Source organism: Micromonospora sp. WMMD736 (genome assembly GCF_049179015.1).
Lineage (GTDB): Bacteria > Actinomycetota > Actinomycetes > Mycobacteriales > Micromonosporaceae > Micromonospora.
Window position 1 is genome coordinate 2350782 of sequence record NZ_JBMHMI010000001.1, and the last position, 21683, is coordinate 2372464.

Consider the following 21683-nt stretch of genomic DNA (forward strand, 5'->3'; position numbering starts at 1 on the left):
CGAGGTGACCTGCGACGATCGAGGTGTGCCCAGAGTAAGTCAGGACCAGCTCGACGCGCGCCGGCAGGAGATCCTTGCCGCGGCCCGGGCGTGTTTCGCCCGACTCGGCTACGAGGGGGCCACCGTCCGCCGCCTCGAGGAGGCCACCGGGTTGTCCCGGGGCGCCATCTTCCACCACTTCCGCGACAAGGACTCGCTGTTCCTCGCGGTCGCGGAGGACGACGCCGCCGCCATGGTCGAGACGGTCGCCCGCAACGGTCTGGTGCAGGTGATGCGCGACCTGCTGGCCCGCGCCGTCTCGCCGGACACCACCGGCTGGCTGGGCAGTCAACTGGAGGTCTCCCGCCGGCTGCGCACCGATCCGGCGTTCGCCAAGCGCTGGGCGGAACGCTCGGCGGCGATCGCCGAGGCGACCCGGGACCGGCTGGCCCGCCAACGCGACGCCGGGGTGCTGCGCGAGGACGTACCGATCGACGTGCTGGCCCAGTTCCTGGAGCTGGCCTACGACGGCCTGGTGCTGCACCTGGCCATGGGCCGACCGGCCGGCGACCTGGGCCCGGTGCTCGACCTTGTCGAGGAGGCGGTCCGCCGCCGCTGAGCGGTGTTTCCGCCACCGCCGACGGCGCGGGTGCCCCGGCCGGATCGGATGGCGACGGTGCTCCACAATGGGGCCGCCGACCCCTCCGGCGACAGGAGCAGCCGATGATCGATTACGCCTCCTCGGGTGACACCTGGGGTATCCCCGGCCCGACCTTCCTGCGGCTCTACCTGGTGGCGGCCGTCGTGCTGGTCACCGTCGCGATCCTGCACCGGGTGCGTCTCGTCACCGGCGCGGAACCCCTGGTCGCCGAGCCACTCGGCCCCCAGGAGGTCGCCTACCTCAACGGTGGGCCGGCCCTCGCGGTGCACGCGGCGCTGGGCGGCCTGCGGGGCGGCGGCGCGATCGACGTCGGTCCGGATCGCCGGCTGCGCACCACCGGCCCGACCCCGACCGGGCTCACCCCGCTGGAGCAGGCGATCCACTGGGCCGCCCACCAGGGTGCCCGAGCCCGGGACCTGGCCCAGGACGAGCGGGTGGCCGCCGCGCTCGACCAGCTCGGCACGAGCCTCGAAGGGCGGGGACTGCGGGTGAGCCAGGCGCAGCAGACCACCGCACGACAGTGGCGGATCCTCCTCGCCGCCCTGCTGGTGTTCGGCGTCGTACGGCTCTTCGCCGGCCTGGCCAACGGGCGGCCGGTGGGCTTCCTGCTGCTCACCCTGATCGGCGTGGCGGTGGCGGTACTGCTGCTCTGGCGGGTGCCGCAGACCACCCGGGCCGGTCGCCACGCGCTGCGCGACCTGCGGAACCGACACCACCACCTCGCCCCCGACTCGTCCCCCGCGTACGCCACCTACGGCGCGGCCGGCGCGGCGATGGGTGTGGCGCTGTACGGCACGGCGTCGCTGTGGGCCATCGACCCGGGCTTCGCCGAGCAGGCCGAGATCCAACGCCAGGCGATCGCCAGCAGCAGCGGCTGGTCGGGAGCCGGCAGCGGATCGTCCGGTACGACCGGCAGCTCCTGCGGCGGTGGCAGCTCCTGCGGTGGCGGCGGCGGGTGCGGCGGCGGTGGGTGCGGCGGATGACCGGCCCGTACGGCGTCGGCATCGGCTGGCGGCCCGAGATCGCCGGTTTCGTGGCCGAGCTGCCCGGGCTGCGCTTCGTGGAGGTGGTGGCCGAGTCGGTGGCGTCGACCGGGCCACTTCCGGTCGGGCTGACCCGACTGCGGGAGCGCGGTGTGACAGTCGTACCCCATGGGGTGCGGCTCTCCCTCGGCGGCGCCGAGCCGGTCGACCCGGCCCGCGTCGCCCACCTGGCCGCCGTCGCGCAGCGGGTGGATGCCCCGCTGGTCAGCGAGCACATCGCGTTCGTGCGGGCCGGTGGGCTGGAGGCCGGGCACCTGCTGCCGCTGCCCCGCAGCCGGGAGGCGGTCGACGCGGTCTGCGCGAACGTGGCCCGCGCGCAGGCCGAGCTGCCGGTGCCGATCGCGCTGGAGCCGATCGCCGCCCTCTTCGACTGGCCCGACGACGAACTGGACGAGGCGGACTTCCTCACCGAGATCGTGGACCGGACCGGCGCGCTGCTGCTGCTGGACGTCGCCAACGTGCACGCCAACGCCCGTAACCGGGGCACCGACCCGCTCGCGCTGCTCGACCGGCTGCCGCTGGACCGGGTCGGCTACGTGCACGTGGCCGGCGGTGCCGAGCGCGGCGGCTTCTACCACGACACGCACACCCATCCGGTGCCGCCGGAGGTGCTGGAGCTGGTCGGCGCGCTCTGTGCCCGGCGACGGCCGCCGGCGCTGCTGTTGGAACGCGACGGTGGGTACCCGCCGGCCGCCGAGCTGCGCGCCGAGCTGGACGCCCTGGCCGCGGCGTCCGGCTTCCCGGCCGTGACATGACCGGCGCCGCCCCGGGCGACCGGGAGGGCGTGCACGAGCCGGCCCGACCCCACCCCGGCCTGGCCGCGCGGCAGGCGGAGCTGGTCGCGGCACTGGTCGCCGGAGGTCCGTCGCCGGCCGGTTTCGCGCTGGGGCCGTTGGCCGCCGCCCGGGCGGCGCTGCTGAACAAGCGTGCCGGCGAGGTAGCCCGGCACTGGCCGGGACTCGCCGCCGGCCTCGGTGCCGCATGGACCGCGACCTTCGCCGACTGGGCCGCCGGCCGCCCCACAGCGGGCTCGCTGCGCGACGGCTGGGATCTGGCCCGGACCCTGCGCGGGCGGGCGACGCTGCCGCCGGCCGGCGCCCAGGAGCTGGCGGTCCGGGAGGCGACGCTGCGCTACGACGGGCGCAGCGCGCCACGTCCGCGCCGACTGCCCGCCGTGAGCCGCGCCGGCGGCGCCGTCGCGGTGCAGGTCGCCGGTCGGGTACGGCTGCTGCGTCCCGCCGCGAACGTTGGCGGGGACGCACCGGATGGGGCAAGATCGGCGTCATGGATCTCGGACTGACCGACCGCGTGTACGTGCTGACCGGCGCCTCCCGCGGCCTGGGATACGCGACGGCGCAGTGCCTGGTCGCCGACGGCGCCCGGGTGGTGCTCTCGGCGCGGGACGCGGACGCGGTGGCCGCCGCCGCCGAGCAGCTCGGCGGTCCGGGCAGCGCGGTCGGGGTCACGGCGGACCTGACCGACCCGCAGACCCCGGAGCGGCTCGTCGCGGCGGCCCGCACCCACTTCGGCCGGCTCGACGGCGCGCTGATCTCGGTCGGCGGCCCGCCCGCCGGCAACGCCGCCTCGATCACCGACGAGCAGTGGCGGAACTCCTTCGAGACCGTCTTCCTGGGCACCGTCCGCACGGCGCGCACCGTCGCCGCGGCGCTGCCCGACGGGGGCGCGATCGGGCTGGTGCTGTCCACCTCGGCCCGTGGCCCGGTGCCCGGCCTCGGCATCTCCAACGGCCTGCGACCCGGCCTCGTCGGTGTCGCCAAGGACATCGCCGACGACTACGGCCCGCGCGGCGTACGCGTCGTCGGCCTGCTGCCAGGCCGGATCATGACGGACCGCAACCGGGAGCTGTTCGCCGCGACCGGCGACCCGGAGCGCGCCCGCGCCGAGGCGGAGGCGAGCATTCCGTTGCGACGCCTCGGCGATCCGGCCGAGTTCGGCCGGGTAGCCGCCTTCGTGCTCTCCCCCGCGGCGAGCTACCTGACCGGTCTCACCGTGCCGGTCGACGGCGGCGCGCTGCGGGGCCTGTGACATCTGACCGACCGCGAGCTGCCCGTGCGGTGACGCCGCACGAGCAGACCCAACCCGGTCACCCGGCCATTGATCGACCCGGCTTGCAGGAAGTCGGGCCGTCGACGCGACCAGGACAGCCCGACTTGCAAGAACCTGAGTCGATCACCACGCGGCCAGCGGATTGTCGTCGAGCGGTGCTGCCCGGAACGTCCCGTCCCACCAAGGCGGAGCTGGCCGCGGCTGCGGACCGGACCATCCCCGACGTCCTCGCACCGGGGCTGGCGGTGCTCTTCGTCGGCATCAACCCCGGCCTCTGGTCGGCGGCAACCGGCTGGCACTTCGCCCGGCCCGGTAACCGGTTCTGGCCCGCGCTGCATCTGGGCGGGTTCACTCCCCGCCTGCTGCACCCGAGCGAGCAGGACGAGCTGCCGGCCCTCGGGCTCGGCATCACCAACATGGCCGCCCGGGCCAGCGCCCGCGCCGATGAGCTGACCGCCGGGGAACTCCTCGACGGCGCGGCGATCCTGACCGACAAGGTGGCCCGGTACCGGCCACAGTGGGTGGCCGTGGTGGGGGTGACCGCGTACCGGATCGGTTTCCAACGGCCCAAGGCCACGTTCGGGCCGCAGCCCGAGTCGCTGGCCGGCTCCCGGCTCTGGGTGCTGCCCAACCCGAGCGGCCTGAACGCCCACTTCACGCCGGTGACACTCGGTGCCGCGTTCGCCGAACTCCGCGCGGCGACGGCCCTGCCCGACCGGCGCGCCGCATCCAGTTGATCATGAAGTTGTTGCCGCGACACGCCGATGTGAGTGGCAACAACTCCATGGTCAATTAGGGTGGGGGCCCGGCGGGCACCGGGGCTGTATTGCCTGGTGCCGATACCCTGCAGTCTTCGCGGTAAGGGCGGCGGTGACGACAACCTGGCCATCGACGTGGGCGTGACGAGCGATTCCGGCGGCGCTCCGTAGTCCGATTGATCGACTCGACGTCATGGAAGTCGGGCCTTCGAAACGGCCGGAATACCGCGACCCTCAGCAACCCGAGCCGATCAATGCGGCGCCTGTCAGTTGGCGGCGGCGGGCGGCATCGCCTCGTCGGCGACGTACGTGCCCAGGGGCATGACCACCGGCTCGGGGCCGGTCGCGTCCACGAAGGGGCGGGGCGAGTCGGCGACCGCGAACTGGGTGCGGTACAGCTCGGCGTAGAGCCCGCCGACGGCGACCAGCTCGTCGTGCCGGCCCCGCTCGACGATCCGACCGCCGTCGAGCACCAGGATCTGGTCGGCGTCCCGGACGGTGGAGAGCCGGTGCGCGATCACCAGGGCGGTACGTCCGGCGAGCGCCACCGACAGCGCGCGCTGCACCGCGGCCTCGCTCTCCGAGTCGAGGTGGGCGGTCGCCTCGTCGAGGATGACGATCGACGGGGCCTTGAGCAGCAGTCGGGCGATGGCGATGCGCTGCTTCTCGCCGCCGGAGAAGCGGTAGCCGCGCTCCCCCACCGTCGTGTCCAGCCCGTCGGGCAACGACCGGACCAGGTCGGCGACCTGGGCACCGGCGAGCGCGGCCCAGATCTCGTCGTCGGTGGCGTCGGGCTTGGCGTAGCGCAGGTTCTCGGCGATCGTCTCGTGGAACAGGTGCGAATCCTGGGTGACCACGCCGATCTCGTCGCGCAGCGAGGCGAGCGTCGCGTCGCGCACGTCCACCCCACCGACCAGGACCTGGCCGTCGGTGACGTCGTAGATCCGGGAGACGAGCATGGACAGCGTCGACTTGCCCGCGCCCGACGGCCCGACCAGGGCGACCATCTGCCCCGGCTCGACGCTGAACGAGACGCCCTTGAGCACCGGCTCGTTGACCGTCCGGTCGAGGGTGGCCACCTCCTCCAGCGAGGCGAGGGAGATCTCGGCGGCGCTCGGGTAGCGGAAGCGCACGTCGCGGAAGTCGATCCGGCCGGCGCCCCGGGGCACCGGCACCGCGTCGGGCTTCTCCACGATGCCGGGCCGCAGGTCGAGCACCTCGAAGACCCGGTCGAAGGAGACCAGCGCGCTCATCACGTCCACGCGGACGTTGGAAAGCGCGGTGAGCGGCCCGTAGAGGCGGGTGAGCAGCAGTGCGAGGGTCACGACGGTGCCCGCGCTGACGCCGCCGGTGACGGCGAGCCAACCGCCGAGCCCGTAGGTCAGCGCCTGCGCCAGCGAGGCGACCAGCAGCATCGCCACGAAGAACGTCCGCGAGTACATGGCGGACTGGATGCCGATGTCGCGGACCCGCTCGGCGCGACCGGCGAACCGGCGGGCCTCGATGTCGGGCTGACCGAAGAGCTTCACCAGCAGCGCGCCGGCCACCCCGAACCGCTCGGTCATCGTCGCGTTCATCTTGGCGTCCAGGTTGTACGCCTCGCGGGTGATGTCGGCCAGCCGCCGGCCCACCCGACGCGCCGGAATGATGAAGATCGGCAGCAGCACCAGCGAGAGCGCGGTGATCTGCCAGGAGAGGGTGAACATCACCGCGGCGGTGAGCACCAGTTGGATGACGTTGCTGACCACGCCGGACAGGGTGGAGGTGAACGCCCGCTGGGCGCCGAGAACGTCGTTGTTGAGCCGGCTGACCAGGGCACCGGTCTGGGTGCGGGTGAAGAACTGCAACGGCATCCGCTGCACGTGGTCGTAGACGCGGGTGCGCAGGTCGAGGATGATGCCCTCGCCGATGCGGGCGGAATACCACCGCTGGGCCAGGGAGAGCAGCGCGTCCGCGACCGCCAGCCCGGCGATGAACAGGGCCAGCCGGACGACGAGCTGGCCGGCCTCGGTGCCGCCCCGGTTGATCGCGTTGATCACGTCACCGGCGAGCACCGGCGTGGCGACGCCGATCATCGCGGCGAGCACGACGGTGGCCAGGAAGACGACGATGTCGCGCCGGTAGGGCTGGGCGAAGGCGACGATGCGGCGGGCCACCCCGCGCTTGAGCCGGTGGGTGGAGACCTCGTCGCGGTTGCGCATTGACCGGAGCATGCTCCACCCGGCCATGCCACCGCCGGACATCGGGCTGGACACCACTCACCTCCGGGTCGTCGGGCGGACCGCGCTGTCGGGTCAATTCTCCCGACAGGTGTGACAACCTCGGTCGTAACCCGGATCTTCCCGCGCGGTCCTTACTATTCGCCCCGGCCGGCGAGATCGCGGAGGCGGCGGGTCTGCGCCTCCCGCTCGGCCCGCTGCTGGTCGGCGTGCGACCGCGCCGCCGCGCCCGCGAGCAGCGCCTTGATCTCCACCACCGCCTCGCGCGCGCCGGACAGCAGGCCCGCCGTGAGGTCACGGACCGCGTCGTCCAACTCCGCCGGGGGTACGACGAGAGTGGCCAGCCCGATCCGGTCCGCCTCGGCGGCGTCCAGTCGGCGGCCCGTGGCGCAGATCTCCAGCGCCCGGGAGTAGCCGACGAGCTCCACGAGGCGCTTCGTGCCGGCCAGGTCGGGCACCAGCCCGAGCGTCACCTCGGCCATCGAGAACTTCGCGTCGGTGGCGAGGACGCGCAGGTCGCAGGCGAGGGCGAGCTGGAAGCCGGCACCGATCGCGTGCCCCTGCACCGCCGCCACCGAGATGACGTCCGGCCGGTGCAGCCAGGTGAAACCGCCCTGGAACTCGGCGATCCGGTCGGCGCACTCGTCCTCGGGCAGCGTGGCCAACTCGGCGAACGACCCCGGGCCGGACGCGCCGGCCACCGCGAGGTCGAGGCCGGCGGAGAACGCACGCCCCTCACCCCGTACCACCACCACCCGTACGTCACCGGGCAGGTCGCGCGAGAATTCGCTCATCGCGCGCCACATCGCGGGCGTCTGGGCATTGAGCACGTCGGGCCGGCACAACGTCACCGTGGCAACCGGCCCGTCGCAGGTCAGCCGAACCCCGGTCGCCTCGGCGGTCACCGGACCACCCGGGGAGCGGCGCTGGTCAACGACGCGAAGGGGCGGGTCACGCCTTCTTGCGGCGCCGGGCACCGCCGCGCTGACGCAGCTGAACCCCGGACTCGGTGAGCACTCGGTGGATGAACCCGTAGGAACGGCCGGTCGAGGCCGCCAGCGCGCGGATGCTCTCCCCCGAGGTGTACCGCTTTACCAGGTCCTTGGCGAGCGTCTGACGCTCGGCTCCGACGATCCGGCGACCCTTCTCAGTGCTGGTGGCTGTGCCAGTGGCTGCCATGCTGTGTCCTCACGTCCCAGACTGTGCGGTTCGGATACGGTCCCACCTATTAGACCGCCTCGAACGATCATGCGCCAGATATCAACTCTTCGCCAACCGACACGCTATGCAATGTCAGTTTCCCGATAGAGTGATCCTCCCGAAAGGTCCCGCCGTGCCGCCGGACGGGCCACGCAGGCGCGATGACGCCTCCACCCGTACGCTCCCGGGGTGATCGACCTGTTCGGGACGGCGGCCGGCGCGGCCGTCGTCTTCGCCGCCACCGACATCGACGACATCGTCGTCCTCACGCTGTTCTTCGTCGCGGCCCGGACCACCGGCCGCCCGCGCACCGCGCAGATCGTCGCCGGCCAGTACCTCGGCATCGGCGCGCTCGCGCTGGCCAGCGCGGTGGTCGCCGCCGGGCTGCTGGTCGTGCCGGACCCGTGGACCGGGCTGCTCGGCCTGCTGCCGATCGCGCTGGGCGTCCGCGCGCTGTGGCACCGGGACGACGACGAGCCGGCCACCGTGGTCACCGGCGCCCTCGGCGTGGCCGGGGTGACGATCGCCAACGGGGCGGACAACGTGGCCGTCTACGTACCCGTGTTCCGGGCCCTCGGCCCCGGCGACAGCGCGGTGTTCCTGCTGGTCTTCGTGGTGTTGATCGGCCTGTGGTGCGCCGCCGCGGCCTGGCTGGGCGGCCACCGGCGGGTGGTCGCCCTGGTGGAGCGGGCCGGGCACTGGCTGGTACCGGCGATCTTCGTCGGCATCGGCGTGGTGATCCTGGTCAGCTCCGGCGTGCTGGGCCGGCTGGTCGACCTGCTGGGCTGAGGCCCGGCGGCCGCCTTGGCGGCCCGATGGTCAGGCCAGCTCGACCAGTTCGAGCAGGTCGTCGCTCCAGGCGTCCTCGTCGCCGTCGGGCAGCAGGATCGCGCGGTCCGGCTTGAGCGCGAGCACCGCGCCCGGGTCGTGCGTGACCAGCACGATCGCGCCCGGGTAGTTGGCGATCGCGTCGAGCACCTGCTCGCGGCTGACCGGGTCCAGGTTGTTGGTCGGCTCGTCGAGCAGCAGCACGTTGGCGCCCGAGCAGACCAGGGTGGAGAGGGCCAGCCGGGTCTTCTCGCCGCCGGAGAGCACCCCGGCCGGCTTGTTCACGTCGTCGCCGGAGAACAGGAACGCACCGAGGATCTTGCGGAGGTCGGTGTCGGACTGCTCGATCGCGGCGGCGCGCATGTTCTCCAGCACCGTCCGCTCCACGTCCAGCGTCTCGTGCTCCTGCGCGTAGTAGCCCAACCGCAGGCCGTGCCCCGCGTGCACCTCGCCGGTGTCGGGGCTGAGCAGCCCGCCGAGCATCCGCAGCAGCGTCGTCTTCCCCGCGCCGTTGAGTCCGAGGATGGCCACCCGGGAACCCCGGTCCACCGCCACGTTCACGTCGGTGAAGATCTCCAACGAGCCGTACGACTTGGACAGCCCGGTCGCGGTCAGCGGCGTCTTGCCACACGGGGCTGGGCTGGGGAAGCGGACCTTCGCCACCCGGTCGGCGACCCGTACCTCCTCCAGGCCCGAGATCAGCTTCTCGGCGCGGCGGGCCATGTTCTGCGCGGCGACCGTCTTGGTGGCCTTGGCCCGCATCTTGTCGGCCTGCGCCATCAGCGCGCCGGCCTTCTTCTCGGCGTTGGCCCGCTCACGGCGGCGACGGCGCTCGTCGGTCTCGCGGGCCTCCAGGTACGCCTTCCAGCCCAGGTTGTAGACGTCGATGACCGAGCGGGTGGCGTCGAGGAACCAGACCTTGTTGACCACCGACTCCAGCAGCGCGCCGTCGTGGGAGATCACGATGAGCCCGCCCTTGTGGTTGGCGAGGAAGCCGCGCAGCCAGGTGATCGAGTCGGCGTCCAGGTGGTTGGTCGGCTCGTCGAGCAGCAGGATGCCGCCGCCGTTCTCGCCGGCGTCGCGGAACAGGATCCGGGCCAGCTCGATGCGCCGACGCTGACCGCCGGAGAGGGTGCCGATGGTCTGGGCGAGCGCGCGGTCCGGCAGCCCGAGGTTGGCGCAGATCCGGGCGGCCTCGGCCTCGGCGGCGTACCCACCGAGCGCGGCGAACTGGTCCTCCAGCGCGCCGTAGCGGCGGACCAGCTTGTCGTTCGCGTCCTCGGCGAGCTGGGCCTCGATCTCCTTCATCTGGGACATCAGCACGTCCAGGCCCCGGGCGGAGAGCACCCGGTCGCGGCCGGTGACCTCGAGGTCGCCGGTGCGGGGGTCCTGCGGGAGGTAGCCGATGGCGCTGCGCTGGTCGATCTGGCCGCCGTATGGCTGCCCCTCACCGGCGAGCACCTTCAGCGTGGTGGTCTTGCCGGCGCCGTTGCGGCCGACCAGGCCGATCCGGTCACCGGGCTGCACGCGCAGGGTGGTGTCGGACAGCAGGATCCGGGAGCCGGCACGCAGTTCCAGGCCGGTGGCAGTGATCATGTCGTGGGACTCGCTCTCGGGGTCTGGAAGGCTGACTCAGGGCACGCGAAAGCGCCGGCGGGCGGTGGGCCCGTCGGCGCGGGGCGGTTCAGCCTTCGCAGCGCGGCACGGCGACAAGTGTACCGGGCGCTCACGTACGGCCCGCCCGGATTACCAATCAAGATCATCGGGTACCGGAACGCCTGTCCGGACCCCGTCCGGCACTCAGGCGACTAACCGACACACATACGACATTCACCGGCATTAGGCGATCGGGGTCAGCATGGAACTCAACGAGCGGGCCGAGCTCGACACCTCCCAGGCCAACGACCTGGGCCGCGGCAGCGGCGGCGGGGGTGGCGGCATGGGCATCCCCATCCCGGGAGGCGGCGGCCGGGGCGGCATCATCGGCATCGTGGTCGCCGTCATCGTCGCCCTGCTCGGCGGCGGCTTCGGCCTCAACGCGATGACCAACGGCGACGAGGGCGGCCAGGCCGGGGGTGAGGACATCGACCAGGTGTGCTCCACCGCCAACCCCGACCGTCTCGACGACGCGCGCTGCCGCAACCTGCTCTTCGTCAACAGCATCCAGGACTACTGGAAGAAGGCGTACCCCGAGCTGGGCAACGGCAACTACGAGCCCACCACCACGAACTTCTTCCAGCAGGCCGTGAACACCGGCTGTGGGCAGGCCGACTCGGGCGTCGGCCCGTTCTACTGCCCCGCCGACCAGAAGGTCTACATCGACCTGAGCTTCTACGACGAGCTGGCCACCCGGTTCGGCGCCAAGGGCGAGTTCGCCCAGCCGTACGTGCTCGCCCACGAGTACGGCCACCACGTCCAGGACCTGCTCGGCACCAACGCGAAGGCCGGCCAGGGCGACCAGAGCGGCCCCAAGTCCGCCTCGGTGCGGCTGGAGTTGCAGGCCGACTGCTACGCCGGCGCCTGGGCCAGGCACGCCACCGAGAGCAAGGACAAGAGCGGCAAGGAGCCGCTGTTCAAGTCGATCACCGAGACCGACATCAGCCAGGCCGTCGACACCGCCGAGGCGATCGGTGACGACAGCATCCAGGAGCGCTCGGGCGGACGGGTCAACCCGGACCAGTTCACCCACGGCACGTCCGAGCAGCGCAAGCGCTGGTTCAGCCAGGGCTACGACCGGGGTGACCCGAAGTCCTGCGACACGTTCGGCACCGACCAGCTCTGACACCGTGCACCTCGATCGTGGCAGGCCCGCTCGGCGGCCTGCCACGATCGTCGTTTCGGCGCTCAGTCGAGCTTCGACACCTGGTAGTGCCCGATCAACCAGGTGTCCCCCACCCGGCGGACGACCACGCCGAGGTGCACGGCCAACGCCGGTCGGTCGACGAAGTCGAACTCGACCTCGAGGTAGCCGAGGACCACGTCGGCGGCGAGCCGCCGGGTCTGGCGGATCTCGTACGCGGCCGTCAGGCCGAGCGGCTGCCCGGCGTAGTACGCGGCGATTCCCTGCCGGCCGACCGCGTACGGGTGCAGGCCCTGAAAGATCGCGTCCTCGGTGAAGACCGACGCGACGCGGTCCGGCTCGTGGGCGTCGACCGCCGACCGCCACCGCTCCAGGACGGTCCGCAGGATCTCCTCCTCGCTGCTGGCCACGGTCACCTCCCCGGCCAACCCGGATCGTTCGGGTGCGGCGTCAACGGCGTGACGGTCTCCCGCCGCCAGGCGCGCAGCGGCATCGACGCGAGGACCGCCTCCAACTCGTCCGCGTCGGCGGCCTCGAAGAGCCCCCAGGTACGCCACTCTCCCGGCGCGAGCGGCGGCCGCCACAGCCGCAGCAGACTGCCCTGCGCCGTCAACTCGGCCGAGCGCGCCGCCTCCCGCGCACGCATCTCGGCGACCCCGTCCTCCGACGTGCCGTCGGGCACCGTCGTCACCATGTCCACCAGGAACTCCACCCGCCCATCCTCCGACCACCCGCGCCACGCCACGCCGGGAACCCCCGTTCGGGTGGCGGCCGTCTCCGCTCCGGGCTCGGACGGGTGGCCAGCCGACCGACGGCCGGGCGGGCAGCGGCTGGGCAGCGGTCCGGCGGGGCGTGGGCGAGGGCCGGGCGGCGGCCGTCGCGGTCAGTCCGGGGCCGGGAGCGGGTCGCGCAGCCGGATCCGTACCGCCCGGGCCGCGCCCACCGCCGCCACCAGCACCGCGTGCCGAGGTTCCGGCACGTCGAGCAGCCGCTCGGCCCGCAGCGGCACGAGCGGGGCCAGCCGCCGGTCGGCGAGCACGGTGTCCACGGCCCGCCGGTCACCGCCGCAGACGAGGGCCGCGAGCTTCGTCGCCTCGGGCAGCAGCAGCCGTACGGCCAGGTCCGCCGCGTCACCCAGCGCCGCCTTCGCCTGGTTGTCGCGCCGCCGGGCGAACCGGTGCTGCGACCAGCCACCGGCTGCGGTGCGCCCCTGCACGTACCGGGTGTCCACCTTGGAGACCACCAGCTCGGTGCCCTGCGCCACGCCGATCGCCACCGCACCCTTGCGGGCCAACAGCAGACCGATCCGGTACGGCGTGCCAGCGGCGGCCACGAAGGCGGCCACGTCGGCGCTGGCGGGCGACCCGGGTGGGCTGTGCAGTTCGGCGGTGGCTCCGTCGAGGGCGGTGAGCAGCAGCCCGTACTCCTGCATGGTGGTGGTGGGCGGGCCGTGCCGGTCGGCGAAGCCCTCGACCCAGCGGCCGACGCGGGCCGGGTCCACCTCGACCCACCGGCCTCCCCCGGCGGCGGGTCGACTGGTCACCGCCCGACCGTACACGCCCAGCTCGGGTCGACGAACAACCCGGCCTCGCCCGCACGCAGCGGGCAGGTCGTCAGCCGGGCAGCAGCGCGGCCACCGCCAGCGCGGCGATGAGAACGCTGGACAGCACACCCGTGATCAGCCGTCCCCGCGGACCGGTCAGCGCCCGGCCGACCACCGTGCCGCCCCCGGCGATGAGCAGCTGCCAGCTCGCCGACGCCAGGAACACACCGGCCACGAAGGAGGCCGCCGGCAGCGGTCCCGCGTCGGCCGTGTCCGGACGGCCGAGCACCAGCGCGACGAAGTAGAGCACCGTCGTCGGGTTCAGCAGGGTCAACCCGAGCAGCGCCGCGTAGGCCCGACCCGGAGTGCCCATGCCCCGCCCGCCCCGCGCCGTCGGTGTCTCCCGCGCCCGGTGGGCGGCCCAGGTCCGCCAGAAGCCGTGCGCCGCGAGCGCCAACAGGACCACGGCGGCGAGCACCCGCAGCGGACCGGCGACCGGCGCGACGACCCCCGCCAGGCTGGCACCGCCCAACGCGGCCACCGCCGCGTAGAGCCCGTCGGCCGTCGCCACCGCGAGCGCCGCCGCCGCGCCGACCCCGAACGAGGTACGGGCGCTGAGCCCCAGGATCAGGATCGCGATCGCGCCGACCGGGATGGCGACGCCGTAGCCGGCCACCAGGCCGGCGAGGAACGCCCCGCTCACGGCCGTCGGCGTCGGATCGAGGCCCGCCCCGGCACCGGCCGCTGTCGACGACCGGCAGTCGTCGCAGGGACCAGAACCCGCATCGCGTACGCCTCAATCACATCGGCATCCTGCGCGCCGACAGTCGCCCCCCGCAACGAGTTTCCCGCGGCGCCACCACCACCGCCTCCCGCGCGCCGCGCCGCGCCGCGCGGCGAGCCCGACCGGGCGTCGGCCGAAGATCGCGAATCAGGGTGATCAGTGCCGTGACCCGGTCCAGCGGGGGTCGCGGCCGAGGTAGGAGAGCAGCACGCTCACGTCGTCGGCCTCCGCCCCCGGGTCGAGCGCCGCCGCGTACGCGCCGTAGGTCCGCAGCGGCTCGACGATCTGCCGGGCGACCTCGAGCAGGGGGCGGGCCAGGTCGTCGGTCAACGGGGACGGCTGACCGGTGGCGACCGCGATGTCCCAGGCGTGCACCGCCGCGTCGAGGGCGGCGGCGACGGCAGCCGGGTGGACCGGCAGCGCACCGTGCGGCAGGGGCGTCGGCACCTGCGGCTCGTCGTCGGCGACTCCCGCCCAGGCGCGGGCGGACGCGTCGAGGGCCGCGTACACGTCGGCCAGCTTGTTCCCCTCGATCCGCCCGGAGGGCGCGAACGGGTCCTCCGCCGGCCCCGACCCGCCGGTGATCGCCGCGACGTACGCGAGCTGGTCGCCGGTCGCGTGCTGGAGCACCTGGGTGACCGTCCACCGCTCGCAGGGGGTGGAGAGGTCCCAGGCATCGGCCGGAATCCCCTCGGCGGTCACCCGCAGCGCCCGGTGCGCCTCGTCGAGCACGATCCGCCACTGCCCCGCTGCCGTCTCGTTCATTGTCCCGACCCTCTCCGCTGACCCGTCGAGTAACCTCGCGAAACGGAACGTTCCGCTCCGTTCTAAGCTCAGCGTATCAGACCGGAACGATCCGTTCCACTATTGATTTCGCCTTCAACGCGATCGAGCGCGGCACCCGGACGGGTGCCGCGCTCGACGAGCGGTGAACGAGGTCAGACGTTGAAGCCGAGGGAACGGAGCTGGTCCCGACCCTCGTCGGTGATCTTGTCCGGACCCCACGGCGGGAGCCACACCCAGTTGATCCGGATGTCGTTGACCAGGCCGCCGCCGGGGCCGGTGGTCAGCGCCTGCCGGGCCTGGTCCTCGATCACGTCGGTCAGCGGGCACGCCGCCGAGGTGAGCGTCATGTCCAGGGTCGCGACGTTCTCGTCGTCGACGTGCACCCCGTACACCAGGCCCAGGTCGACCACGTTGATACCCAACTCCGGGTCGACGACGTCCTTCATCGCCTCCTCGATGTCGGCGATCATGGCCTTGCTGACGCCACCCTCCGGGGCGGCGGCATCGCCCGCCGCTGGAGCATCGCCCGTCGGAAGAGCGGCGTCGCCACTCACCGCGCCGGTCTGCGCCGTGACGGTCTCGTCGGCCTCCGGCGTCGCCGCAGTAGCCGTGTTCTCGCTGCTCATGCCATCTCTCCGCTTCGCTCCGTGACGCCATGAGGCGCCGCCGCGCCGAACCGCTGACGCTCGCTCACGCCTTCACCTCCGGGCTCACGCTCACACCGGCGCGTGCCGCCGCGTCCTTGAACGCCATCCACGGCAGCAGCGCGCACTTGACCCGGGCGGGATAGCGGGCCACGCCCGCGAAGGCGACCCCGTCACCGAGTACGTCCTCGTCCGGCGTGACCTGGCCACGTCCGGACATCAACTCGACGAACGCCGCGTGCACCTCGAATGCTTCCCCGGCGCCCCGCCCCCGCAGCAACTCGTGCAGGACGCTCGCCGAGGCCTGGCTGATCGAGCAGCCCATCCCGTCGTACGATATGTCGTGCAGCACGGTGCCGTCGGTGGCCACCCGGACGGTGACCTCGTCGCCGCAGGTCGGGTTGACGTGGTGCGCCTCGGCGACCTGGTCGCCCGGGTCGTCGGCGTCACGCAGGCCCCGCCCGTGCGGATGCTTGTAGTGATCCAGGATGATCTCCTGGTAGAGCTGGTCGAGCTGGACCATCAGTCGAACACCTTCCGTACCTGCTCCAGACCACCCACCAGGGCGTCGATCTCCCCCGTGGTGGTGTAGAGGTAGAACGACGCCCGGGTCATCGCCGGGACGCCGAACCGGCTGCACACCGGCTTGGCGCAGTGGTGACCCACCCGCACCTGCACGCCCAGCGAGTCGAGCACCTGGCCCACGTCGTGCGGGTGCACGTCGCCCAGGGCGAACGAGATGGTGCCGCCCCGGCCGATCGGTACGGTCGGACCGAAGATCCGCAGGTCGGGCACCGAGCCGAGGGCGTCCAGCGCGTACGCCGTCAGCTCCTTCTCGTGCCACTGGATCGCCGGCATCCCGATGCCGGTGAGGTAGTCGACCGCCGCGCCCAGCGCGACCGCCTCGGCGATCGGCGGGGTGCCCGCCTCGAAGCGGGCCGGCGGCGCGGCGAACGTCGAACCGGCCATGGTCACCGTCTCGATCATCGAGCCGCCACCCAGCACGGGCGGCATTGCCGCCAGCAGCTCACCGCGCCCCCAGAGCACGCCGATGCCGGTCGGGCCGAGCATCTTGTGCCCGGTGAACACGATGTAGTCGGCGTCCAGGTCGAGCACGTCGATGGGCAGGTGCGGCACGGACTGGGAGCAGTCCAGCAGCAGCAGCGCGCCCACCTCGCGCACCCGCGCGGTGATCCGGGAGGTGGCGTTGACGGTGCCGAGGATGTTCGACATGTGCACCAGCGAGACGATCTTCGTCCGTTCGGTGACCAGGTCTTCCAGGCCCGACTCGTCGAGCCGGCCCTGGTCGGTGACCGGGAACCAGCGCAGGGTCGCGCCGGTGCGCTCGCAGAGCAGCTGCCACGGGACGATGTTCGAGTGGTGCTCCATCTCGGAGATCACCACCTCGTCGCCGGGGCCGAGCCGGAACCGGGGGTCACCGTCCGGACGCAGCGAGGCGTTCGAGAAGGCGTACGCCACGATGTTGATCGCCTCGGTGGAGTTCTTGGTGAACACCACCTCGTCGACGCTCGGCGCGTTGATGAACGCGGCGAGCTTGGCCCGCGCCCCCTCGTACGCCTCGGTGGCCTCGGTACCCAGCGTGTGCACCGAGCGCGAGACGTTGGCGTTGTGCCGCGCGTAGTGCTCGTCGAGCACGTCGAGCACCTGCCGGGGCTTGTGCGAGGTGTTGGCGCTGTCGAGGTAGACCAGCGGATGCCCGTTGATCTCCCGATCGAGGATCGGGAAGTCGGCGCGCACCCGGGCCACGTCGAAACGTGGCACGTCGTCGTACTGCGGCATCCCCTCGGGGATCGCGATGCTGGTCATCTCGACAGCGCCTCTCCCACTCAGGCCTTGGCCGAACCGGCCCCGGCGGCGTACCGCTCGTAACCCTCGGCCTCGAGCTTGTCGGCCAGCTCCGGGCCGCCCTGCTCGACGATCCGACCGGCGACGAAGACGTGCACGTGGTCCGGCTTGATGTAGCGCAGGATCCGCGTGTAGTGGGTGATCAGCAGCACGCCGGTGTCGCCGGTGTCGCGGACCCGGTTCACGCCCTCGCTGACCACGCGCAGCGCGTCCACGTCGAGGCCCGAGTCGGTCTCGTCGAGGATGGCGATCTTCGGCTTGAGCAGCTCCAGCTGGACGATCTCGTGCCGCTTCTTCTCACCGCCGGAGAAGCCCTCGTTGACGTTGCGCTGGGCGAACGCCGGGTCCATCTGGAGGCGCTCCATCGCGCCGCGCAGCTCGCCGCCCCAGGTACGCAGCTTCGGCGCCTCGCCGTCGACGGCGGTCTTGGCGGTCCGCAGGAAGTTCGCCACCGAGACGCCGGGCACCTCGACCGGGTACTGCATGGCCAGGAAGAGGCCGGCGCGGGCCCGCTCGTCGACCGTCATGGCGAGGACGTCCTCGCCGTCCAGGGTCACCGAGCCGCCGGTGATCTCGTACTTGGGGTGACCGGCGATCGAGTACGCCAGGGTGGACTTGCCGGAGCCGTTGGGGCCCATGATGGCGTGGGTCTCACCGGACTTCACGGTCAGGTCGACGCCGGCCAGGATCGGCTTGAGCTCACCCTCGGGCAGCTTGACCGACACCTTCAGGTCGCGGATCTCCAGGGTGCTCATTATCGGGTCACTCCATTACTCGGCGTCAGGCTCAGGTAGATGTCGCCGTCGCGGACTTCGACGGGGTAGACGGGTACGGGTTCAGTGGCGGGCAGGCCGCTGGGCGCGCCGGTGCGCAGGTCGAAGCGCGAGCCGTGCAACCAGCACTCCAGCGTGCAGCCGTCGACCTCACCCTCGGAGAGGGCGACCGCAGCGTGCGAGCACTCGTCGTAGGCGGCGTAGAACTGGCCGTCCTCGGCGTGCACCAGCGCGATCGGCGTGCCGTCGACCTCCGCGCGGATGGCGGTGCCCTTCGGCACGTCCTCGGTGGAGCAGATCCGGATCATCAGGCGCCGGCCTTCGCGGTGAAGTCCTCGCTCGCGAGTGCGGGGCTCGCAAGCTCACTCCTCCCGCTCGCCAGCCGGGCCTCGATCGCGTCGCCCAGGCGCTCGCGCAACTCCTCGACCGGAATCTTGTTGATCACCTCGGCGAAGAAGCCGCGGACCACCAGGCGGCGGGCCTCACCCTCCGGGATACCCCGGGCCATCAGGTAGAACAACTGCTCGTCGTCGAAGCGGCCGGTCGCGCTGGCATGGCCAGCGCCGGCGATCTCGCCGGTCTCGATCTCCAGATTGGGTACGGAGTCCGCCCGCGCGCCGTCGGTGAGCAGCAGGTTCCGGTTGATCTCGTACGTGTCGGTGCCGGTCGCCTCGGCCTGGATCAGCACGTCGCCGACCCAGACGGTGTGCGCGTCCGCGCCCTGCAACGCGCCGCGGTAGCCGACGTAGCTACGGCAGTCCGGCACGTTGTGGTCGACGAGCTGCCGGTGCTCCAGGTGCTGGCCGCCGTCGGCGAAGTAGACGCCGTACAGCTCGGCCTCGCCGCCCCGGCCGGTGTACTTCACGCTGGTGAACTGCCGGACCAGGTCGCCGCCCAGGGACACCTGGATGTGGACGACCTTGGCGTCACGGCCCAGCTTGACCTTCAGGTGCTGGGCCTGGACCGCGTCGTCGGCCCAGTCGGCGACCGTGACCAGCGTCAGCTTCGCGCCGTCGGCCACGGCCACCTCGACGTTGTCGGCCAGGGTGGCCGAGCCGACGTGCTCCAGCACCAGGGTCGCCTCGGCGAAGCGGCCGATCTCGACGAACGTGTGCCCGAACGCCGGCTGCCCGGCGTCCGTGCCGACCACCCGCAGGCCCACCGACTGGCCGAGCACCACGTCCGGGGCGACCCGGACCAACAGGGCATCGCCGGCAGCGCCGTACGCCAGCGCGCTGACCCGGTCCACCGGGGTGAGCACGCTGCCGATCCGCTCGTCGTCGCGGCCGATCCAGGTGATCGACACGCCCTCGGGCAGGTCGCCGTACTCGTGCCGGACCGTGCCGGCGGCGGCCGGCACGTCGCCGGTCAGACCGCGGAGGCGCTTGAGCGGGGTGAAACGCCAGTCCTCCTCCAGGCCGGTGAGGGCCGGGAAGTCGGCGACGTCGTACGAGCGCAGCGCCTGCGACTTGGTGCTGGGCGGCGGCGCGGAAGCCTGGGTAGTCATCTCTTCCTTGGTCTGTTCTCTGCTGCGACGACGGTGTCTGGTGGTACGGGCGGCGTCAGCCGACCGCGCCCTCCATCTGGAGCTCGATGAGCCGGTTCAGCTCCAGCGCGTACTCCATCGGGAGCTCCTTGGCGATCGGCTCGATGAAGCCACGGACGATCATGGCCATCGCCTCGTCCTCGCTCAGGCCCCGGCTCATCAGGTAGAAGAGCTGGTCGTCGCTGATCTTGGAAACGGTCGCCTCGTGCCCCATCGACACGTCGTCCTCGCGGATGTCCACGTACGGGTACGTGTCCGAGCGGGAGATGGTGTCGACCAGCAGCGCGTCACACTTGACCGTGCTGCGGCTGTGGTGCGATCCCTCCAGCACCTGCACCAGACCCCGGTACGAGGTCCGGCCGCCGCCACGGGCGATCGACTTCGACACGATGGTGCTGCTCGTGTGCGGTGCCGCGTGCACCATCTTGGCGCCGGCGTCCTGGTGCTGACCCTCGCCGGCCATCGCCACCGAGAGCACCTCGCCCTTGGCGTGCTCGCCGGTCATGTAGACCGCCGGGTACTTCATGGTCACCTTGGAGCCGATGTTGCCGTCGACCCACTCCATGGTCGCGCCCTCGTGGCAAACGGCGCGCTTGGTGACCAGGTTGTAGACGTTGTTCGACCAGTTCTGGATGGTCGTGTAACGGCAGCGCGCGTTCTTCTTGACGATGATCTCCACGACCGCGCTGTGCAGCGAGTCGGAGGAGTAGAGCGGCGCGGTGCAGCCCTCGACGTAGTGCACGTACGCGCCCTCGTCGACGATGATCAGCGTCCGCTCGAACTGGCCCATGTTCTCCGTGTTGATCCGGAAGTAGGCCTGCAGCGGGATCTCCACGTGCACACCCTTCGGCACGTAGATGAACGAGCCACCGGACCACACGGAGGTGTTCAGCGCGGCGAACTTGTTGTCGCCGACCGGGATCACTGTGCCGAAGTACTCCTTGAAGATGTCCTCGTGCTCGCGCAGCGCGGTGTCGGTGTCCAGGAAGATGACGCCCTGCTCCTCAAGGTCCTCACGGATCTTGTGGTAGACGACCTCCGACTCGTACTGCGCCGCGACACCCGCGACCAGCCGCTGCTTCTCCGCCTCGGGGATGCCCAGCCGGTCGTACGTGTTCTTGATGTCCTCGGGCAGGTCCTCCCAGCTGGTGGCCTGCTTCTCGGTGGACCGCACGAAGTACTTGATGTTGTCGAAGTCGATGCCGGTGAGGTCCGCGCCCCAGGCCGGCATCGGCTTGCGGCCGAACAGCCGCAGACCCTTCAGGCGCAGGTCGAGCATCCAGGCCGGCTCGTTCTTCTTGGCCGAGATGTCCCGCACCACCGCCTCGTTGAGGCCGCGCTGGGCAACCGCCCCGGCGACGTCCGGGTCGGACCAGCCGTACTCGTAGCGGCCCAGGGCGGCGAGCTGCTCTTCCTGGGTCAGGGGCTGGACGATCTGCTCGGTCATCTATCTGTCCTCACAGTGGTGACGGGATTACCGGATGGAGCACGGCCCGGCTGGGTCGGGATGTGCGTCGTGCACACCCCGTCGCCGTGCGCGATGGTGGCCAGGCGCTGCACGTGGGTGCCGACCAGACGGGAGATAACCGCGGTCTCGGCCTCGCACAGCTGGGGAAACTCGGCGGCCACGTGCGCCACCGGGCAGTGGTGCTGACAGAGCTGGCCGCCGGAGGCGATCGTGGTCGCGTTGGCAGCGTAGCCCTCGGCGGTCAGCGCTCCGGCGAGCGCCTCGGCCCGCGCGAGGGGGTCGTCGCCGGCGTCCTCCATGGCGGCGCGGCAGCGCGACTCGAGCGCGGAGACCTGCTCGGCGGCGAACGTCTCGACCGCCTCCGGGCCACCGTTGCGGGCGATCCAGCGCAGCGCCGCGGTGGCCATGTTGTCGTAGTGGTGCGTGCCACAGCGAACCCGAGCCGCCTCGGTCAGCACGAACACCTTGGCCGGACGACCCCGGCCCCGGCTGCCCTGCACCGTCTGCTCGCGGGCGACGACGTCACCGTCGGCGAGCATCGCGTCCAGGTGCCGGCGGATCGCCGCCGGGCTGAGGCCGAGCGCGAGACCGAGCTGCGCGGCGGTCGTCGCACCCCGCTCCAGGAGCAACTGGGTGACGCGGTCCCGGGTGGAGGTCTCCGTCGGGGAGCCGCCCAGCACGGACGACGCGGCCCCGACGAGGGCGGACGCGGACGCGC

25 protein-coding genes are annotated in these 21683 nt (G+C 72.2%); 8 read left to right on the forward strand and 17 right to left on the reverse strand.

The annotated features are described in order from the left end of the window. Nucleotides 1-25 precede the first annotated feature (25 nt). The 6 genes from ACN269_RS09855 (at nt 26) to mug (ending at nt 4487) form a co-directional block, all read left to right on the forward strand. A complete protein-coding gene (locus ACN269_RS09855) occupies nt 26-598 on the forward strand; it encodes a TetR/AcrR family transcriptional regulator (RefSeq protein WP_234591495.1) in 573 nt (190 codons plus the stop codon). A 104-nt stretch (nt 599-702) separates the two neighbouring features. Then, complete coding sequence (locus ACN269_RS09860; RefSeq protein ID WP_421472162.1) at nt 703-1623, forward strand: TIGR04222 domain-containing membrane protein; 921 nt, start codon at nt 703-705, stop codon at nt 1621-1623. After that, a complete protein-coding gene (locus ACN269_RS09865; RefSeq protein WP_421472163.1) occupies nt 1620-2438 on the forward strand; it encodes a DUF692 domain-containing protein in 819 nt (272 codons plus the stop codon). Before ACN269_RS09860 ends, ACN269_RS09865 begins: the two co-directional genes overlap by 4 nt. Continuing rightward, nucleotides 2435-2983, forward strand: a complete 549-nt coding sequence (locus ACN269_RS09870; RefSeq protein WP_421472164.1) for a hypothetical protein — start codon at nt 2435-2437, stop codon at nt 2981-2983. Before ACN269_RS09865 ends, ACN269_RS09870 begins: the two co-directional genes overlap by 4 nt. Continuing rightward, nucleotides 2968-3729, forward strand: coding sequence for an SDR family oxidoreductase (locus tag ACN269_RS09875; protein WP_421472165.1), 762 nt, complete (start codon nt 2968-2970; stop codon nt 3727-3729). The genes ACN269_RS09870 and ACN269_RS09875 overlap by 16 nt, the downstream gene beginning before the upstream one ends. 176 nt (nt 3730-3905) lie before the next feature. Further along, entirely contained in the window at nt 3906-4487 is a 582-nt protein-coding gene (gene mug, locus ACN269_RS09880; RefSeq protein WP_421472166.1) for a G/U mismatch-specific DNA glycosylase, read from the forward strand. Between the two features lie 287 nt (nt 4488-4774). Here the strand turns inward: mug and ACN269_RS09885 are convergent, their stop codons facing one another. From ACN269_RS09885 to ACN269_RS09895, 3 genes are all read right to left on the reverse strand, one after another. Further along, on the reverse strand, nt 4775-6751 hold the full coding sequence (locus tag ACN269_RS09885; protein WP_421476253.1) for an ABC transporter ATP-binding protein: 1977 nt from the start codon (nt 6749-6751) through the stop codon (nt 4775-4777). Nucleotides 6752-6864: 113 nt separating this feature from the next. Beyond that, nucleotides 6865-7632, reverse strand: a complete 768-nt coding sequence (locus tag ACN269_RS09890) for an enoyl-CoA hydratase/isomerase family protein (protein ID WP_421472167.1) — start codon at nt 7630-7632, stop codon at nt 6865-6867. A gap of 46 nt (nt 7633-7678) precedes the next feature. Further along, a complete protein-coding gene (locus ACN269_RS09895; protein ID WP_007462679.1) occupies nt 7679-7906 on the reverse strand; it encodes a helix-turn-helix domain-containing protein in 228 nt (75 codons plus the stop codon). 210 nt (nt 7907-8116) lie between these two features. Between ACN269_RS09895 and ACN269_RS09900 the strand changes: the two genes are divergently transcribed. Continuing rightward, nucleotides 8117-8716, forward strand: a complete 600-nt coding sequence (locus ACN269_RS09900) for a cadmium resistance transporter (protein WP_421472168.1) — start codon at nt 8117-8119, stop codon at nt 8714-8716. Between the two features lie 30 nt (nt 8717-8746). Here ACN269_RS09900 and ACN269_RS09905 read toward each other — a convergent pair whose 3' ends face one another. After that, a complete protein-coding gene (locus ACN269_RS09905; protein ID WP_421472169.1) occupies nt 8747-10351 on the reverse strand; it encodes an ABC-F family ATP-binding cassette domain-containing protein in 1605 nt (534 codons plus the stop codon). Nucleotides 10352-10613: 262 nt separating this feature from the next. Here ACN269_RS09905 and ACN269_RS09910 point away from each other — a divergent pair, with 262 nt between their 5' ends. Further along, nucleotides 10614-11537, forward strand: a complete 924-nt coding sequence (locus tag ACN269_RS09910; RefSeq protein ID WP_421472170.1) for a neutral zinc metallopeptidase — start codon at nt 10614-10616, stop codon at nt 11535-11537. A gap of 62 nt (nt 11538-11599) precedes the next feature. Here ACN269_RS09910 and ACN269_RS09915 read toward each other — a convergent pair whose 3' ends face one another. The 13 genes from ACN269_RS09915 to ACN269_RS09975 all read right to left on the reverse strand — a co-directional run bounded on the left by ACN269_RS09915 (nt 11600) and on the right by ACN269_RS09975 (nt 21645). Then, nucleotides 11600-11965 (reverse strand): YybH family protein, encoded by a 366-nt coding sequence (locus ACN269_RS09915; RefSeq protein WP_421472171.1) that lies wholly within the window; start codon nt 11963-11965, stop codon nt 11600-11602. 2 nt (nt 11966-11967) lie between these two features. Then, nucleotides 11968-12267 carry a muconolactone Delta-isomerase family protein gene (locus ACN269_RS09920; RefSeq protein ID WP_421472172.1) on the reverse strand — a complete coding sequence of 100 codons (300 nt, stop codon included), beginning with the start codon at nt 12265-12267 and terminating at the stop codon, nt 11968-11970. 171 nt (nt 12268-12438) lie between these two features. Next, on the reverse strand, nt 12439-13098 hold the full coding sequence (locus ACN269_RS09925; protein ID WP_421472173.1) for an acVLRF1 family peptidyl-tRNA hydrolase: 660 nt from the start codon (nt 13096-13098) through the stop codon (nt 12439-12441). Between the two features lie 70 nt (nt 13099-13168). Beyond that, entirely contained in the window at nt 13169-13801 is a 633-nt protein-coding gene (locus ACN269_RS09930; protein ID WP_421472174.1) for a LysE family transporter, read from the reverse strand. 237 nt (nt 13802-14038) lie between these two features. Beyond that, the gene (locus ACN269_RS09935) at nt 14039-14647 is read right to left on the reverse strand and encodes a TIGR03086 family metal-binding protein (RefSeq protein WP_421472175.1); all 609 of its coding nucleotides are present in this window, start codon (nt 14645-14647) and stop codon (nt 14039-14041) included. 173 nt (nt 14648-14820) lie between these two features. Next, complete coding sequence (locus ACN269_RS09940; RefSeq protein WP_421472176.1) at nt 14821-15294, reverse strand: metal-sulfur cluster assembly factor; 474 nt, start codon at nt 15292-15294, stop codon at nt 14821-14823. A 64-nt stretch (nt 15295-15358) separates the two neighbouring features. Further along, on the reverse strand, nt 15359-15835 hold the full coding sequence (gene sufU, locus ACN269_RS09945; RefSeq protein ID WP_421472177.1) for a Fe-S cluster assembly sulfur transfer protein SufU: 477 nt from the start codon (nt 15833-15835) through the stop codon (nt 15359-15361). Then, nucleotides 15835-17139, reverse strand: a complete 1305-nt coding sequence (locus ACN269_RS09950) for a cysteine desulfurase (protein ID WP_421472178.1) — start codon at nt 17137-17139, stop codon at nt 15835-15837. Before ACN269_RS09950 ends, sufU begins: the two co-directional genes overlap by 1 nt. 20 nt (nt 17140-17159) lie before the next feature. Then, entirely contained in the window at nt 17160-17933 is a 774-nt protein-coding gene (gene sufC, locus ACN269_RS09955; protein ID WP_421472179.1) for a Fe-S cluster assembly ATPase SufC, read from the reverse strand. Beyond that, nucleotides 17933-18259, reverse strand: a complete 327-nt coding sequence (locus ACN269_RS09960) for a non-heme iron oxygenase ferredoxin subunit (protein WP_421472180.1) — start codon at nt 18257-18259, stop codon at nt 17933-17935. Before ACN269_RS09960 ends, sufC begins: the two co-directional genes overlap by 1 nt. Then, nucleotides 18259-19458 carry a Fe-S cluster assembly protein SufD gene (sufD, locus tag ACN269_RS09965; protein ID WP_421472181.1) on the reverse strand — a complete coding sequence of 400 codons (1200 nt, stop codon included), beginning with the start codon at nt 19456-19458 and terminating at the stop codon, nt 18259-18261. The genes ACN269_RS09960 and sufD overlap by 1 nt, the downstream gene beginning before the upstream one ends. A gap of 55 nt (nt 19459-19513) precedes the next feature. Then, entirely contained in the window at nt 19514-20944 is a 1431-nt protein-coding gene (gene sufB / locus ACN269_RS09970; protein WP_421472182.1) for a Fe-S cluster assembly protein SufB, read from the reverse strand. Next, a complete protein-coding gene (locus ACN269_RS09975; protein ID WP_421476255.1) occupies nt 20941-21645 on the reverse strand; it encodes a helix-turn-helix transcriptional regulator in 705 nt (234 codons plus the stop codon). Before ACN269_RS09975 ends, sufB begins: the two co-directional genes overlap by 4 nt. Nucleotides 21646-21683 lie beyond the last annotated feature (38 nt).

What these genes read in the sequence shown, in the direction of transcription:
- sufB (WP_421472182.1), bottom strand. Translation starts at nt 20,944, where the DNA reads ATGACCGAGCAGATCGTCCAGCCCCTGACCCAGGAAGAGCAGCTCGCC.
- ACN269_RS09875 (WP_421472165.1), top strand. Translation starts at nt 2,968, where the DNA reads ATGGATCTCGGACTGACCGACCGCGTGTACGTGCTGACCGGCGCCTCC.
- ACN269_RS09940 (WP_421472176.1), bottom strand. Translation starts at nt 15,294, where the DNA reads ATGAGCAGCGAGAACACGGCTACTGCGGCGACGCCGGAGGCCGACGAG.
- ACN269_RS09905 (WP_421472169.1), bottom strand. Translation starts at nt 10,351, where the DNA reads ATGATCACTGCCACCGGCCTGGAACTGCGTGCCGGCTCCCGGATCCTG.
- ACN269_RS09950 (WP_421472178.1), bottom strand. Translation starts at nt 17,139, where the DNA reads ATGACCAGCATCGCGATCCCCGAGGGGATGCCGCAGTACGACGACGTG.
- ACN269_RS09870 (WP_421472164.1), top strand. Translation starts at nt 2,435, where the DNA reads ATGACCGGCGCCGCCCCGGGCGACCGGGAGGGCGTGCACGAGCCGGCC.
- sufD (WP_421472181.1), bottom strand. Translation starts at nt 19,458, where the DNA reads ATGACTACCCAGGCTTCCGCGCCGCCGCCCAGCACCAAGTCGCAGGCG.
- ACN269_RS09910 (WP_421472170.1), top strand. Translation starts at nt 10,614, where the DNA reads ATGGAACTCAACGAGCGGGCCGAGCTCGACACCTCCCAGGCCAACGAC.
- sufC (WP_421472179.1), bottom strand. Translation starts at nt 17,933, where the DNA reads ATGAGCACCCTGGAGATCCGCGACCTGAAGGTGTCGGTCAAGCTGCCC.
- ACN269_RS09935 (WP_421472175.1), bottom strand. Translation starts at nt 14,647, where the DNA reads ATGAACGAGACGGCAGCGGGGCAGTGGCGGATCGTGCTCGACGAGGCG.
- ACN269_RS09885 (WP_421476253.1), bottom strand. Translation starts at nt 6,751, where the DNA reads ATGTCCGGCGGTGGCATGGCCGGGTGGAGCATGCTCCGGTCAATGCGC.
- ACN269_RS09865 (WP_421472163.1), top strand. Translation starts at nt 1,620, where the DNA reads ATGACCGGCCCGTACGGCGTCGGCATCGGCTGGCGGCCCGAGATCGCC.
- ACN269_RS09860 (WP_421472162.1), top strand. Translation starts at nt 703, where the DNA reads ATGATCGATTACGCCTCCTCGGGTGACACCTGGGGTATCCCCGGCCCG.
- sufU (WP_421472177.1), bottom strand. Translation starts at nt 15,835, where the DNA reads ATGGTCCAGCTCGACCAGCTCTACCAGGAGATCATCCTGGATCACTAC.
- ACN269_RS09960 (WP_421472180.1), bottom strand. Translation starts at nt 18,259, where the DNA reads ATGATCCGGATCTGCTCCACCGAGGACGTGCCGAAGGGCACCGCCATC.
- ACN269_RS09895 (WP_007462679.1), bottom strand. Translation starts at nt 7,906, where the DNA reads ATGGCAGCCACTGGCACAGCCACCAGCACTGAGAAGGGTCGCCGGATC.